This is a genomic window from Vibrio sp. 661, from assembly GCF_033339315.1.
Taxonomy (GTDB): Bacteria; Pseudomonadota; Gammaproteobacteria; order Enterobacterales; family Vibrionaceae; genus Vibrio; species Vibrio alginolyticus.
On sequence record NZ_JAWOUJ010000002.1, the window covers coordinates 765704 to 780562 of the forward strand.

The 14859-nt window shown below is 43.1% G+C and carries 16 protein-coding genes; 10 read left to right on the forward strand and 6 right to left on the reverse strand.

Annotation, left to right across the window (positions count from 1 at the left end; all coding sequences use genetic code 11):
- Positions 1–369: 369 nt before the first annotated feature.
- Complete coding sequence (locus tag R7P69_RS07520) at positions 370–1389, forward strand: TerC/Alx family metal homeostasis membrane protein (RefSeq protein WP_062730983.1); 1020 nt, start codon at positions 370–372, stop codon at positions 1387–1389.
- 279 nt (positions 1390–1668) lie between these two features.
- On the forward strand, positions 1669–1860 hold the full coding sequence (locus R7P69_RS07525; RefSeq protein ID WP_005376351.1) for a hypothetical protein: 192 nt from the start codon (positions 1669–1671) through the stop codon (positions 1858–1860).
- A 185-nt stretch (positions 1861–2045) separates the two neighbouring features.
- Here the strand turns inward: R7P69_RS07525 and R7P69_RS07530 are convergent, their stop codons facing one another.
- From R7P69_RS07530 to R7P69_RS07545, 4 genes are all read right to left on the reverse strand, one after another.
- Positions 2046–2603: a PhnA domain-containing protein gene (locus tag R7P69_RS07530; RefSeq protein WP_005376350.1), complete on the reverse strand. Its 558-nt coding sequence runs from the start codon at positions 2601–2603 to the stop codon at positions 2046–2048.
- A gap of 289 nt (positions 2604–2892) precedes the next feature.
- Entirely contained in the window at positions 2893–3102 is a 210-nt protein-coding gene (locus R7P69_RS07535; RefSeq protein WP_005376349.1) for a YgdI/YgdR family lipoprotein, read from the reverse strand.
- Positions 3103–3238: 136 nt separating this feature from the next.
- Positions 3239–5647: a VolA/Pla-1 family phospholipase gene (locus tag R7P69_RS07540; RefSeq protein WP_238952664.1), complete on the reverse strand. Its 2409-nt coding sequence runs from the start codon at positions 5645–5647 to the stop codon at positions 3239–3241.
- 20 nt (positions 5648–5667) lie between these two features.
- Complete coding sequence (locus tag R7P69_RS07545; protein WP_017821929.1) at positions 5668–6903, reverse strand: outer membrane protein transport protein; 1236 nt, start codon at positions 6901–6903, stop codon at positions 5668–5670.
- Between the two features lie 422 nt (positions 6904–7325).
- Between R7P69_RS07545 and R7P69_RS07550 the strand changes: the two genes are divergently transcribed.
- Positions 7326–8354: a site-2 protease family protein gene (locus tag R7P69_RS07550; protein WP_225452562.1), complete on the forward strand. Its 1029-nt coding sequence runs from the start codon at positions 7326–7328 to the stop codon at positions 8352–8354.
- A gap of 74 nt (positions 8355–8428) precedes the next feature.
- Here R7P69_RS07550 and R7P69_RS07555 read toward each other — a convergent pair whose 3' ends face one another.
- Positions 8429–9217: a M48 family metallopeptidase gene (locus R7P69_RS07555; protein ID WP_017634168.1), complete on the reverse strand. Its 789-nt coding sequence runs from the start codon at positions 9215–9217 to the stop codon at positions 8429–8431.
- 201 nt (positions 9218–9418) lie between these two features.
- Between R7P69_RS07555 and R7P69_RS07560 the strand changes: the two genes are divergently transcribed.
- The 5 genes from R7P69_RS07560 (at position 9419) to cutA (ending at position 12464) form a co-directional block, all read left to right on the forward strand.
- Positions 9419–9853, forward strand: coding sequence for a hotdog fold thioesterase (locus R7P69_RS07560; RefSeq protein ID WP_005376340.1), 435 nt, complete (start codon positions 9419–9421; stop codon positions 9851–9853).
- A 6-nt stretch (positions 9854–9859) separates the two neighbouring features.
- Positions 9860–10093: a DUF3389 domain-containing protein gene (locus tag R7P69_RS07565; RefSeq protein ID WP_005386281.1), complete on the forward strand. Its 234-nt coding sequence runs from the start codon at positions 9860–9862 to the stop codon at positions 10091–10093.
- Positions 10094–10172: 79 nt separating this feature from the next.
- Positions 10173–11882, forward strand: coding sequence for an SgrR family transcriptional regulator (locus R7P69_RS07570; protein WP_053349876.1), 1710 nt, complete (start codon positions 10173–10175; stop codon positions 11880–11882).
- Complete coding sequence (locus R7P69_RS07575) at positions 11866–12117, forward strand: hypothetical protein (protein WP_005376334.1); 252 nt, start codon at positions 11866–11868, stop codon at positions 12115–12117. Before R7P69_RS07570 ends, R7P69_RS07575 begins: the two co-directional genes overlap by 17 nt.
- A 14-nt stretch (positions 12118–12131) precedes the next feature.
- Complete coding sequence (cutA, locus tag R7P69_RS07580; RefSeq protein ID WP_005376332.1) at positions 12132–12464, forward strand: divalent-cation tolerance protein CutA; 333 nt, start codon at positions 12132–12134, stop codon at positions 12462–12464.
- Here the strand turns inward: cutA and R7P69_RS07585 are convergent.
- A complete protein-coding gene (locus R7P69_RS07585) occupies positions 12426–13022 on the reverse strand; it encodes a DUF2238 domain-containing protein (protein WP_238952663.1) in 597 nt (198 codons plus the stop codon). The two genes, cutA and R7P69_RS07585, sit on opposite strands and share 39 nt — an antisense overlap.
- 242 nt (positions 13023–13264) lie before the next feature.
- Here R7P69_RS07585 and R7P69_RS07590 point away from each other — a divergent pair, with 242 nt between their 5' ends.
- Positions 13265–14104: an isopenicillin N synthase family dioxygenase gene (locus R7P69_RS07590; protein ID WP_238952662.1), complete on the forward strand. Its 840-nt coding sequence runs from the start codon at positions 13265–13267 to the stop codon at positions 14102–14104.
- 128 nt (positions 14105–14232) lie between these two features.
- A complete protein-coding gene (locus tag R7P69_RS07595; protein ID WP_005376328.1) occupies positions 14233–14853 on the forward strand; it encodes a DNA-J related domain-containing protein in 621 nt (206 codons plus the stop codon).
- The last annotated feature ends 6 nt before the right edge of the window (positions 14854–14859 follow it).

The following is a 14859-nucleotide window of genomic DNA, read 5'->3' on the forward strand; positions in this document are numbered from 1 at the left end:
TGATCCATTTGCTGCTTTTTGTCTGTTTACTAAAGTTCAGGTGGTTGAATCCATTTCTTTCTTTTTATAGTGCTTCCTGATTTTTGATAAGAATTTTATTTCGATAAGACAAGGCTTTTTTGTTGGAAAGCCTGACGCTCGGCGTTATTATGTCGACGTTTGGGGAGTAGTTAGCGCAAGTTTACTTATCGTCATCTCGTTAAGCATCAGCTTATCCGGTAAGTAAAGGTGTTACGTGGTTTATTCACATCAACACTTCAACGAGACCAACGCATTCATTGACTAGCAGCACATAATCGTTATGTGGCTGTTGGTTGTTATTGTATGCGGAAGGTCACCAAACTAAGTCCTTCCGCCATGGGAGGAAATATGTCTCTTATCGAAAATACCACCCAATTGAGCCAATCGGTGCCTCTTCAAGAATCATTAGCGATGTATGGTGCTTTTGGTTTATTTACCCTTGTTCTTGTTACGCTTGATATCTATCAAACACGTGGTGGCGTTATCACGATGAAAAAAGCCATCGTTTGGAGTGTTTTTTGGTTCTTGCTTGCCTTTGTTTTTGCAGGTTCTATTTATTTATTCTGGGACTTTTACGCGCCACATAGCGCTTATACGAACGACAAAGCAACGATTTCATTCTTAACTGGTTACTTACTAGAGAAGTCGCTAAGCGTGGATAACTTGTTTGTGTTTGCCATCATCTTTGCACAATACAGTGTGCCGGAGCACTTGCGTCCGAGAGCATTGCTTTGGGGGGTGATAGGTGCGCTAGTTTTACGCGCTGTCATGATTGCGGTTGGTGCTCAGTTACTTTCACAGTATCACTGGGTATTGTACTTATTTGCTGCTTTTCTTATTTGGACGGGTGTTAAGCTAGCTCGCGACAAAGGCGAAGCAGAAGAGGTTAATCCATATCCGGAGCAGTTGATTCGAAAGGTATTGCCAGTTACAGATGACTACCAAGGAAATCGCTTAATCTTAAAGCAAGCTGGTAAGTGGGTGGCAACACCGATGCTGATCGTTGTTGGTGTCATTGCAGTAATGGACGTTATGTTTGCGTTGGATTCTATACCAGCTATATTCGCGGTAACACGAGAGCCATTTTTAGTCTTAGCCGCGAACGTATTTGCATTACTGGGTTTGCGATCGCTGTACTTTGTTCTTCAAGCAATGTTAGACAAGTTTGTATACTTAAAACCAGCATTATCAGTAATCATGATGTTTATCGGGGTAAAAATGCTATTGGTTGGAACAGAATATGAGATTCCGACAGCATGGTCTCTCACATTTTTAGTTGTTGTGATGACATCGGCAGTGGTTGCATCACTCCTAAAAAATAAAGCGAAGCGTCAAACTAGCGTTAATATTACTAATCAAAAAATATAAAGTAAGCACTAAAATCAAAAGAAATAACGAAAAATATTGTTAAATATATGTTGTTGCTTAAGGGGCAATTATGCAGGTAATGTTCAGTTATTCAATGTAATTACAGCAATTGTGATTATTTATGCCGTTATTATTCATTTGTATTTTTGAGTTTTGTAATGAGTTTGTTTTATTAGAAATTCTAATTTGAATGGGTAAAATTTGTCATTTCTTAAACAATAAGAAACTGACTAATATACAACCAACTAAACAGACTACTGCTTTTAAAGAGAGGCAATCATGGCACAAGCAATGCAAATGACAAATGTAGCTTTACCAACCTCTATGGATAAGAAAACCTACGCGGTTAACTTCAAAGGACTGATTGCTCACTTACTGGACATTCTATTTGTAGATAACACTGCGCCACGCAGTTACTACGCAGAAGACTTGTCAGCACATATTCAAAAAGACATCGGTATGTACCGTTAATATTGAAATAGTGTAAGAAATACCGGCCTATGAGCCGGTATTTTTTTATTTGTAAAACATGCCTACTCAACCTACGCCCTAGAAAAGAAACACTCTAGAGGAGGTAGACATGATAGTAGATTAAGTGTTGTATAGAAAAACGGGGCACCATTGGTGCCCCGTTTTGACATGACTGAAGTGCGATATTACTTCTTGCGGCAGTATTCTGCGATCACGTACATCGACTGACCACCATTTGCCTTACCCGAAACTAGCTTTGGATCATCGCCAAGGCTAATACCACGAATCACTGTACCTTGTTTGATTACTTGGTTAGTGCCTTTTACTGGTAGGTCTTTAATTACTGTTACATCGTCACCTTTCTTAAGTTCAGTGCCGTTACAGTCAACCGTTTTATCGTCAGCAGACATCCCTTTCATTGCCCAGTTCATTTGCTCTTCTTCCATGTACATCATGTCAAGAGCATCTTGAGCCCAGCTTTCTGTGTTTAGGCGAGTGAGTTGGCGCCATGCAGTCACTTGTACAGCAGGAACCTGGCTCCACATGCTTTCGTTTAGACAACGCCAGTGATTAATGTCTTTTGGCTCATCGATCTCACCCAGACACTTATCACAAACCATGATGGCAGTATCAACCGTCACATTACCGTGAGGTGGGACAGCGTATGCAGTTAGTTGAGATTCAGAAGAACACAGTTCACATTTTGACTCGCAGCGCGCAAGCAGAGTAGCTTCAATAGACATAAGGACTCACCTTAGTAATGTTATTTTGTGGCGGTATTATCCACTTTATCCTGAGAAATAAAAGGGTGTTAGCGAATTAAAGACTAGATTTTACAATACTCCAACCTGATTAAGGTGAAGATGTAAAATATTCGCTAAATAAATAATACGGAAGTATAAAAGACACTATTAATTGTTTTGGCTTATGAATTAGTTGTGTCAATTTCTACAACGATTACAAGCCTAAAAGAGGTAAATGTAGAGAGAGGGTGGCTAGAACATAGCCCTCTAATTTACAGAGGGCCTGTCGTTAACGTTCGACAATCTGGACAATTTGCTCTTTTGAAATACTCATTTCTTTACCATCCATGTCTTCATACTCGTACATACCCGTTTCCTCGTTCAGGTCTGGTTTACCGTAAGAGGTAATAATTTTCCCTTCATTTGTCGACATCAGATATTGGCTACTTCCGCATGCAGCAAGAAGTAATACAGTGGCAATAACAGTCAATACGCGCATAGAGTTTTCCTTTTAAACAAGTGAGTTAGGCAAAGACATCGTTTTAACTATAGCAGAGGAAATATGAGTGGGTTTGAATACAATTGAAATGAAAAAGCCCAGTAGAAACTGGGCTTTGGTAGGAAGGGTGTTGCGATTACTTCAAAACAGAAGTGTTAGCGACACCTGTTAGTGTGTCATCCATTAAGAAGTCAGTGTTTTCCATCTGCATCTCTACATGATGATCAATATCAGACAAAGTGCCATTTGGCGAAGCAAAAGTACTGTGCGATGCAGTAGCATTAAACTGTACAAAGCTCGCAGTTGCATTCACAGTAGTGTCCGTACTGTTCACAGTCTTCAACCCTAGCTTATTAGCAAGCGGTTCAGTACCCGCGAATGGTGCATTTGGAACGCTGTTTGGTACTGTGCTATCGCCATCCACTTCTGTCATAAAGAATGGTGTCGTTAGCGAACCAGATGCCACTAAATCTGAAGCGTTTGTGAACGGATCGACAGTGTCTAGTGTAGTCTGTGCTGCATAGATAAATTGTGAGAAACCTGCTTCTAGCGCTGCTACTTGAGCTTCCGTTGCCGCAGCCTCAAATGCTTCGTAACATGTTTTATCTTCTAGATCCGCACATGATGCATCAGCGTAATTCGCATAGTCTTTTGATGCTGCATAAGCGAGGTTATGTTTGATCTGAGGGCCGTAATTGTCTGAACCCAGTAACAAATTACCAATTTGTCCACCAGAGTTCTGTACTGATGCAGAACTAAAGGTGTACAGCGCATCCGCAGTAGAGCTGCCCAATGTATTGTTTGCTGCTGCGACGGCAGATGTAGCGACAATACCGCCAAGTGAATGACCTAGCATTTTGACTTTTGAACCCGTCATTGGGTTGAAGCCTTGCAGAGGACCTCCAGCTAAAAGACCGCCTTGAGCAGATACTACCAAGCTAGCGCGCAAACCTAACACATCCAGAACACTTTGACGTAGGTTGTCACGCGCAACGGCTAAGTTGGAAAGATTTAGATAAGCCAGTACATTCGCATTTGCGGAACGTTGTTCATCTAAGCTGCGCGTACCATGAATAGGTAAGTCAATAGCGATAACTGCCACACCTGCTTTTACCATATTGAACGCGAACGCGTACGCATTCTCTTTCGCAGAGGTGATGCCGTGTTGATAAATCACAACGTCTGTCGCGACGCCAGATTTAGGTGTGAAGACCAGTACTTCGACATCTTCAACCGATTTCACTACGGGAACAGGCGAGTAGCGAGTAATAATACGCTCACTATCAAGCTGGGTACCATCGGTAAGAGTAAGCTTAGCTCCAACAAGTTTTAGCTGCTCTGTAGGATCTGTAGCAAGCTTTGTCACATCAACAGGATCATTTGCAAAAACGCCTGTTGATAGCTGCTGAACCATGTTTGCTTGCTCGTTCGGATCCGCTAATGCTGCGCTTAGCTTCGCTAGGCTTGGCATCGCAGATACCATTGGTTGCATGTTCCAGCTTGCGCCTTTTTCCAAGTAATGAGGCAGTCTTACCACACCTTGTGTCACGCTTACATCGGCACCTGATTGCATGTAAAGGCCTTTAATTGCCGTTTTAGCTGCGTCTAGATCGCTAATGTATTTACTAAAGTCATCGTCAGAGTCTAGCGCAGTGCTAAAGTCTTGGGTTTCACCGAGCGTTATTGTGTAGGCCGTTGATAAGTCTACTGAACCTTCGTTTGAGTCATTTTTGTAAACGGTATTTAGTGTGTTTGCGCCAGTAGAAAAACCAGTAGCGGTTACTCCTTTGACTGCCGCTAACGTATCACCTACAGACTGGGTACTGAACCATGAGGAGTAAACGATGTCGTTAGGGTCAACTTGAGCTAGACCAAAAATGCCTTCAACCGCCTGAGTGACTGCTTGAACAGAAGCAAGGTCGCCAGTTTCATAAACGATTTCTTTCGATTTACCAGTCGCATAACTTGCTGATGTACCAATTGGCTCACCATTCACGTCAGTAACATCTTGTGTAACCGCAAAAATGTACTCGCTTGACTCATCAAGTGCAGCCAAGAACTGGATGTATAGAGAGCTACCTTTTGCTTGAACTACGTAGTCCTGATTCTGAACGAGTACCTCTTCGATTGGGTTAGATTTACCGTCCCACTCGGTTAAGCGTTGGTTAATCTTGATGACTTTAACACCAGACGACAGCATGCCCGTTGCAAAACCGTCGCCGTTGAAGTTAAGAACGATTGGCATAGACGTTGACCATCCATCCATCGTGTTCATTGAGGCTCTAGGGTTGGTTAAAGCATCATCGCCATCAGTTGGCAGACCAAGCGTACCATCGCTTGTGTCCATTAATAAGTAAGACGGTGCCGGTACATCTGCGTTCGCTCCTTGAAGCGTAAAACTGATGGATGTTTCGCGATCAAGCAATGCTTGGACTTCATCTTCAAATTGAACTTTGTCGGAAGTACCAGAGCTGGAGGTATCATCACCACAACCAGCAAGAAGGATTGCAGAACAAAGCATTGATAATTTAAACGTGTGTTTCATTGGTTTACTCCGTAATCCCATTATTTGAAGGTGTAGTTCATCTGTACCGCGCTGATGTAAGCAGTACCTTCTGAGTCAAACTTAATCTCTTCACCCAGAGCATTTGTCTCAGTGAAAGAGCCTGATTTACTCTTAACAAGTGCAAAGCCTGCATCGAAAGTTAAATTCTCACTCATTGCGTAAGTTAGGCCCGCGCTGTACCAAAAACGGTCACTGTCAGGGATACTCAATGTCGCTTCACCTGCTTGTTCGTCGTACGCAAAGCCTGCACGGAATGTCCAGTCTGTATTAAGTATGTAAGTTGCACCAACGGAGTAGCGATTGTTGTCTTCATATTTCTCAGGTTTAAAGAAACATACTCCGTCATTACATTCGTTACTGGTCGCTTTTAGTTCTTTAAATGTGCTCCAGTCGGTTTGTTGCCAGCCGTAATGTACAGCCCATTGTTCATTCAGTTGATGGAAAGCCGATAATTCGATAATTGAAGGGAGAGAGATTTTTAAACGGCCATCAACTTTTGGTGATGAAGCTCGACCAGAGTCGTAACTACTAAACTCACCGTCATCAAAATCTAGATCAACCTTAGAGCGGTAGCCAAAGCCAAAACGGTTGTTTTCATTTAGCTCAAATAAAGCGCCGACATTCCAACCCCAAGCGAAAGTTTCACCTTCCATGCCGACAAGGTTATCGGACTTATTACCACCTAAAATACCGGCGAGTGCGCCTTTGTGACGAGTCAGCTCTGCTTCAGCGTATACTAGGTTGATACCACCACCGACACTGAAAGACTCGTTGATACGGTAAGCGACATTAGGGTTGATGTTTACTGAAAGTAGGGAAGTGTCACCCGCCATATCACCTGCGGAAATATCATTTGGATAGTCAGTGGCAACACCGTATGTTGTGAACATACCGATGCCCCAGGCCCAGTTATCATTGATAGGGCTGATGTAATAACCTGCTGGCACGATCTGTAAAGGGGCGACATCTTTCGCGTGTTCATTGTTTACAGTGTCGTACACATCGACTTCAGGGTCGATGATAGATAACGCGCCCGAAAATTGAGCTTCTTTGAAAAGTGTCATTGCTGCAGGGTTACGAGCAAGGACGCTGGCATTATCTGCAACAGCCCCTTCACCTGAAAATGCTCGACCAAGACCAGATGCCGAATGTTCAGCTACCTGGAAGCCCGCTGAGTGGGCATTACACGCAAACAATATTGAAATTGTAAGCAGAGAGCAGTGCTTCTTGTTCATCCTTGACCCTCCTAGGGTGTCATAATGCTGGACCGAAGTCCTTGTAATTGTTGTGTGGTACTTACACCAATTGTTAATACGCGAAATACAACGATGATGTAAATGTAATGTTAATTGTATGTTTAATAACTTGTCAAAGTTTGAGCGTATTTTGCGTTTTAAATATGATGCATAGGTCAAACGATGGCTTGTAAGGGCATGTATTATCTTTATATTTTTGAAGAGAATGGTACGACCAGAATTGTTTTGCGAGCTTTATAGTTAAATAACGATCAAATCAAGAGATAGCTCGCTTTGCTGTTTCTTCACTTCACAGGCATAATTCGCGCTCGCTATGTAGTTATTCAATAGACGCAATAGGAACCGCATTGGAATTACTGAATGTTGAATTTTTAGGTCGTTCGCTAAGGCTCGAAGGATCGATGGCTGGGTGGCAGCAGTTATATTGGGATAATACGTTGGTGTCTCAAATCGATGCCAGTGACAATACCGCAGAGACTTGTCTACACCAGTTTAGGCTCTCTGCGGGTGAGGAAATCCTGAACTGTCATTTAGAGTGTTCTTTAACATGGCAACCGTTTGAATTGAGTTACAAGGTCACAATTAACGGTGAGCTCGTCAACGAAGGTTGTCGAAATGAAAAAGACATCGAGCGCCAAGTGCCAGAAGTTACGCCACCATCCGAAAAGCGTTTAAGTGTAATAGGCCTCGTATCTCTTGGGATGAAAGCACTTAAAAGTGCGAAAGTTATTAAAGTGGCGTTAGCGTCTGCAAGTCTCGCTGCATATTCTTGGCTATTTTCCATCGAGTTCGCGCTAGCGTTGATCGCTTGTTTGGTTTTTCATGAATATGGTCACATTAGAGCGATGAAGTATTTTGGAATGAAGACCAAAGGAATCTATTTGATTCCATTCCTAGGTGGTTTGGCGCTAAGTGACGAAAAGATAAACACGCGCTGGCAGGATGTGGTTATCTCAATCATGGGACCATTTTTCGGTTTAGTACTTAGTATTGTTTTTACTTTGCTTTATTGGATGACTGGTGAGGTGATCTTCGCTGGGCTTGCCGTGTTTAACGCCTTGCTAAACCTATTTAATCTGCTGCCTATTTTACCATTAGATGGTGGCCATGTGCTCAAAAGTATTACCTTCTCAATGAATACTTGGGTCGGGTTAGTTGGCAGTATTGCGACCGCTTTATTAGGCATTTTTATCAGTTACTATTTCGGTCTGACGTTGCTAGGGTTTTTATTGTTAATGGGAATGTTGGAAGTGGTGATGGAATGGAGAGCTCGACATCAAAGCCATTTATTGCCATTAACCCGTTATGGGCAGCTATTCTCACTGGCTTGGTACTTGGTCTCTGTCGGAGGTTTTGTTTCTATCATCTGGTATTTTGCCACTCTCGGAGATAGTTTGTTAAGTTTGCCGCTACAGATATTGGGCACTTGATTAGAATCATTAAAAGCTCCCTAGGGAGCTTTTTTATTTGGCAAGCTTAAGTAGTAGACGATAGTAGCAATGAATTAGCCACATCTTGGTGCTTTCGCGTTATACGCAGGCAGCTTATTTATGGTTGCTTGTAAATCTTTAATGCGCGTACTGTGCGATGGGTGGGTTGAGAAGAATTCAGGTGGTTGAGAACCACCTGATGCAGCACTCATATTTTTCCATAAATCGACACTTTGACGTGGGTCGAAACCTGCTTTTGCCATGAATTCCAGCCCGACAATATCAGCCTCAGATTCCTGAGTACGACCGTATGGCAAAATAACACCGTATTGGACACCGACACCAAGTGCCGCCATCGTCATTTGTTGATACTGTTTGTACTCGGAAGCGCCAATGGCAACGTTTGCTAGAGACAACCCGGCATTTGCTAACTGACTTTGTGAAAGACGTTCATTACTGTGGTCAGCGAGGACGTGAGCGACTTCGTGACCAATAACTGTTGCCAACTGATCTTGGTTTTTCGCGACATCTAAAAGCCCGGTATACACGCCGATCTTCCCACCTGGTAGAGCAAACGCATTGACTTGTTCACTATCAAAAACAACGACTTCCCAGTCTTTAAATCCAGATTGAGCGGGAATGGTGTCAGTGATGTGTTTGGCAACGCATTGAACGTAGGCATTCGTTTTGCGATCTTTGCTGATTGGGATATCTTTCTTCATTTGTTCGAAAGATTTAGCGCCAAGCGATGACATTTCCTGATCTGAAAACATCAGGATCTGGTTGCGACCCGTCGGTGATGCGCTACACGCTGTTAAACCCGCGATAGTTAAAAGAGCAGAGGCTTTCATCCATACCTTCATAACAGGCTCCATTTAATTTTTTGTTTTGAAGCAATAGTATATACCCAAATAGTAACATGATGCATGGATCAAGTTATTCATCTGATTAATAAAGAAGGTGAGATGTTACGTCTTGAAGTTATGCCCAAGTAGCGTCTATGCTAGCTTCCTAGCACATCGTTACAACCTAACAAACCAGTTTGTGAAACTAAGAGTAAAACAATGAGTATATGGAAAAAGCCCGTAAGCATAGAGATTCTGAATGCCACGTCAAAAAATACCCTGATCGAGCACCTACAAATTAAATATACAGATTTCACTGACGACTCCCTTACAGCAACCATGCCCGTATGCAGCTTTACTCATCAACCTTTAGGAATGCTTCACGGTGGTGCATCAGTCGTGCTCGCAGAAACATTAGGCTCATTGGCTGCAAACTTCTCTGTCGATGAGGGCAGCTACTGCGTCGGTTTAGATATTAACGCGAACCATGTGCGAGCCATGCGAAGTGGTCATGTGATTGGTACGGCAAAACCGCTTCATCTGGGTATTTCAACGCAAGTGTGGCAAATCGATATCACTGATGAGCGAGGCCGTTTAGTGTGTACCAGTCGCTTGACCATCGCTGTGAAACAACACAAAACAAAGTCGGTATAAACTAAGATGGTGATTGAGTTTTCATTAGGAAAAATCATTGCAACCCAGCGTGAAATAGTGATTAAGCTCTCCGGCAGTGCAATGGTAACCTTGCAAGCGCAAACCGATGCAATTCAGTTGCTGGGTAGAGGAGCGAACGTTGTTTTATCTCATGGAGCAGAGTGCAAATGGTCTATCAAGCTGGACAACGAGGTACAACTGGCTGAACTTTCGCGAGAAATTGGTATCGATATTCAATAATTTATAGTGTGATGTTTGCACTTTTTGGAAAAAATGAGGAAACTTAGCTTATCGACAACAAGATAAGAATTTCCTCTTTATGAGTAGCCCTCGTTTACGTGTTCAGTTCGAAACACTGTTTGAAAAATTTTCCGGTCACGATACGGACGTTCAGCTCGAAGACATCACGGAAGCGTTGTTTTGTACACGTCGTAATGCTCGTATTGTTCTAAATAAACTTGAAGAAGAGGGCTGGATTGAGTGGCATCCGGCAGCGGGTCGAGGAAAACTTTCGAAACTCGTTTTTAAACGTAATCGAAGCGACGTCAGCGAAAACCTCGCCAGGCGTTATCTCGATGAAGGGAAAATCGGTCAGGCTCTAGATGCGCTTGATAACGATGCGGCACGATTGACGCAGGTTATCCAAGGTTATTTAGGGCTTCAGCATCGACAGGGCGAGCAGGTCGTGCGTTTGCCTTATTATCGACCATTGTCGATGTTAAACCCGCAGAAACCGATGCGGCGTTCTGAACAGCACATCGCCAGACAAATTTTTAGCGGACTCACTCGCCTTGATGAAAATGAACAACTTCAACCAGATTTAGCCCACACGTGGGAAGCAATTTCTGATACACATTGGCGTTTTTATCTTCGTCGTGGAGTACGCTTTCATAACGGTGAACCGTTAACAACCAGTTGTGTTCTTGAAAGTGTGCTTGCGTTAAATAGCTTGAACTTGTTTTCTCACATAAAGCGGGTGTCTTCACCACAAGAGTGGACCGTTGATATTGAGCTCGTCCGTCCTGATCGCTACCTTCCTCTGGCTCTGAGTGAGTCGCAAGCAAAAATTTTGCTACCGAGTGCTTTGCGTTCTGAAAGCTTCGATAGACAACCGATAGGGACAGGGCCGTTCCAAGTTAAAATGAATGATGATAAGCGTCTTATTTTGACTGCTTTTGATGGCTACTTTGGTTTTCGCCCTTTACTTGACCAAGTGGAGGTGTGGGTAATCGATGAAGCCTATTCCTCAATGGTTTATCCAAGCCTGTCAAAACCGAAGATGGATAAACAAGGTTCATCCGATGAAGTCGAGCTGGACCCTGGCTGTACATTCCTATTACTAAACAAAAACACCGGGATTGCAAAAGATCCACGTTGGGCAGAGTTCCTCTCGCAAACCCTCAACAGTCACCAGATTTACGCGCATGTTCCACAAGATAAAGTGATGGAACTGGGAGTATTGCAAGCGTTTGGCCTTAAGCCCGGTTGGATTGATCTTAGGCCAGCAGAAGCGGGCAGCGTACCACAGGTTAATAAGGTAATTTCCGTAGCGTATCAGAAAAAGCATCCGATGTTTCCAGTAGTTGCCAAGGCCATCAAGACACTCTTAAAACCGCACGGTATAGAGGTTGAGTTTATTCGTTATGATGCTCAACCGCCCGCACCGGAGGAAGTGGATATCTGGGTGAAAGCTATGGGCATTGCAACGAACCGAAATGACGCGTTGGCGGGCTGGCTCCTGGATTACAGTGATATTGAGAAGTTCAGTTCAGGTTACGATTTTAGTGAATGGGCTAAACTTGTCGATCAATGGCGTGCCGGCATGCACACAGACTTTCCTGCGCGTGAGCTAGGACGACAGTTAGTAAAAAGCTGTCAGGTGATTCCTATGTTTCACTGCTGGCTAGGCGTGAATAAAGACCACAGCGGTGCGTTACAAAATGCAAAGTGTAATGCCTTAGGTTGGTTTGATTTTAATAATGTATGGGTCAAACCGGATATAGAAAGTAACCATGGCGAAACCGAATAAAAAACAACCGACGAAAACCGTCGATATCTTTTGCTCTAAATGTAAAACTCAACTATTTAAGTACCGTAAAGGCGGGAAAGGCGCACTGGTTAAATGCTTCAAAGAGCGCATTGTTGACGATTTCACACAAACCCCATGTATTTGCCCCGCTTGCGGACAAGAGTTTGCAAGAGACACTTTAGTAAGAGGAACCCCCGCTTACAAAATGATTGGCGGCAAAGTGACGATGAAATAATAAAGGGCTAGAAAATGAGTATGAAACATGACTATTGCATGGTTTTAAGTACAACCAGTAATGAAAAAAATCGAGATCAGATCATTAAAGGTTTGCTAGATGCTCAATTAGCCGCGTGTATTCAAACGATGCCTATTGAAAGTCACTATGTGTGGAAAGGGGAGATTTGTACTGACAACGAATGGTTGCTGGTGATCAAAACTCGTCGAGAACTTTATGAATTGGTGGAAGAGAAAATAGAAAACCTGCACGAATACGAGGTAGCTCAAATCGTACAGGTTCCAATTGTTGATGGGTTTAACCCTTATTTAGAATGGTTGAGAGAATCGACGTTGAGCCGACATTAAGAATAACGACAACACTGCACCAACGGTATCGCACAACATATCTTTCTGGGCGTCCCATATGTCACCTTGCGAGCCCAGAAAGGCAATTCCCTCATCGCCACCAGCCAACTCCGCATACCACCATTCGATAATCTCATAGCCAGCAGCAAGTGACATGATAGCAAACAAGGCAAACCAGCAAGATAACGCTTTGTTGAACCGTTTTTTGTTTATCAAGTATTCAGCGATCGGATATGCGTAAAGGCCAATTGAAAAGTGCGCAACGCGATCAAAATTATTTCGCTCTGAACCAATCATGTCGTTAAACCAGTCAAACGGCACTTCGGAGAACGTATATTTCGCACCGATAGTGTGCAAACAGAGCCAGATTAACATTAAAAAGTAAGCCGTATTACTGAACTGATAGCGAATCGAAATCGCCCAAATAGCAACAAGAATACCAATCGCCGGGATAATCTCCGCAAACCAAACTGCGCGTGAGTTAGGTTCCAACGCAGAAAATAAAAACACGATGGCATAAAAAATCGTTAATCCTAAGAGTGTCGAGGTGCTTTTCATAGAGTTATTTGATCCTTCAATTTATCTTACAGTGGGACTCCATAGATTGTGTTAATGATTGCACTTAATTGAACGGTGTGCAATTGATATTTTAATGGGTTTTTTGATCACTGAAAATGTTGATTTATTGGCAAACTGCTCAACATTAAAACGTTTGCGCGTGCACTTTTCATTAAAGTTTGATTTACAACATGCCCATCCATAGAATCCATGATTCAGTCTAATAAAAAAGAAGTAAAGCCATGAAACTGGAAACTGTCGATTATCTTGCTGACGATGCTGCTCAACAGTTCGTTACCTCTCTACGCGAAACGGGGTTCGGTGTGTTGAAAAACCACCCGATTCCACAAGAGCTTGTAGAGTCAATTTACAAAAACTGGCATGAGTTTTTCTGTTCAGAACAAAAGAATGATTTTCACTTTAACGTAGACACCCAAGATGGCTACTTCCCACCTTCTGTGTCTGAAGTGGCGAAAGGGCACAAAGTGAAAGACATCAAAGAGTACTTTCATGTTTACCCTTGGGGTCAGATCCCAGAGCAGCTTAAAGCTGAAATCTTAGAGTACTACGAGCGTGCCAATGCGTTTGCTCAAGAGCTATTAGGCTGGGTTGAAGCGTACGCACCTAAGGACGTTCAAGAGAAGTTCTCTATCGCGTTGTCAGAAATGATCAATAACAGTGACAAAACATTACTACGCGTGCTTCACTACCCATCGATGACAGGCGAAGAAGAGCCAGGCGCTATTCGTGCTGCTGCGCATGAAGACATTAACCTGTTAACGGTTTTGCCTGCTGCTAATGAACCTGGACTGCAAGTAAAGAGTAAAGAGGGTGATTGGATCGATGTACCATGTGACTTCGGGAACTTAATCATCAACATTGGTGATATGCTTCAAGAAGCGTCAGGTGGTTATTTCCCTTCAACGACTCACCGTGTAATCAACCCTACGGGTGGCCGTCAAGAAAAGTCACGTATCTCATTACCGTTGTTCCTGCATCCAAAGCCGGAAGTGGTGTTATCTGAGCGCTACACTGCACATAGCTACCTTATGGAACGTTTACGTGAGCTAGGGGTTATTTAACCTTTACGTGATCTCCTTACAAAGGCCGATGGTGAATGACTATCGGCCTTTTTGCATTTATGCTACAAAGTGGAAACTATGTTTTTTGTGCCGTTAATGGGGCCCTAAACTCGTGTCAGAGAGGATGAATGGAAGGACAACGTACTGTCAATAGTATTGAGCCTCATGCAATAGAAAATCCGCTGCTTTGGCCAATGTTAGAAATTCTGAGAAAACAGCCCTCTAATTGGAAAGTGCACACCTTGGCAAGCTCGTTGGGTGAACAAGGTTATATTTCAAAGCTGGACGACTCTCCCGATAAGGATTTATTCAAAAGAAATTTCCTGATCATGAATGCATTATATCAACTGCAAGACACTCTGTATCCGGATAGCTGGCTTCAAGTCGAAGCCATGGATATTCAGCTCATGTCTTCGATGGAAGCTTTGAGGCATAAGATCGATATTCATGATCCTTTGCGTGAGTATTACTTAGATTGGCGCAATTACGAAGCGGACGAAGATGAAGTGCGTCGACTGTTGAATGAATTTTGGACAACTTATCAAAAGTTCATCGGTGGTTCGTCAGTAGCCAGCGTAGATAAGACAAAGGCACTGTCACTATTTGAACTTAACACTGACGCTACGCCTGCGGAAATTAGAAAACAATGGCGAAAACTCGCGCTTCGTTGGCATCCTGATCGAGAAAATGGCGATGCAGAAAGATTTAGAGTTCTTTGTGAAGCGTGGAATGTACTGAGAAACGAATGATTCGCT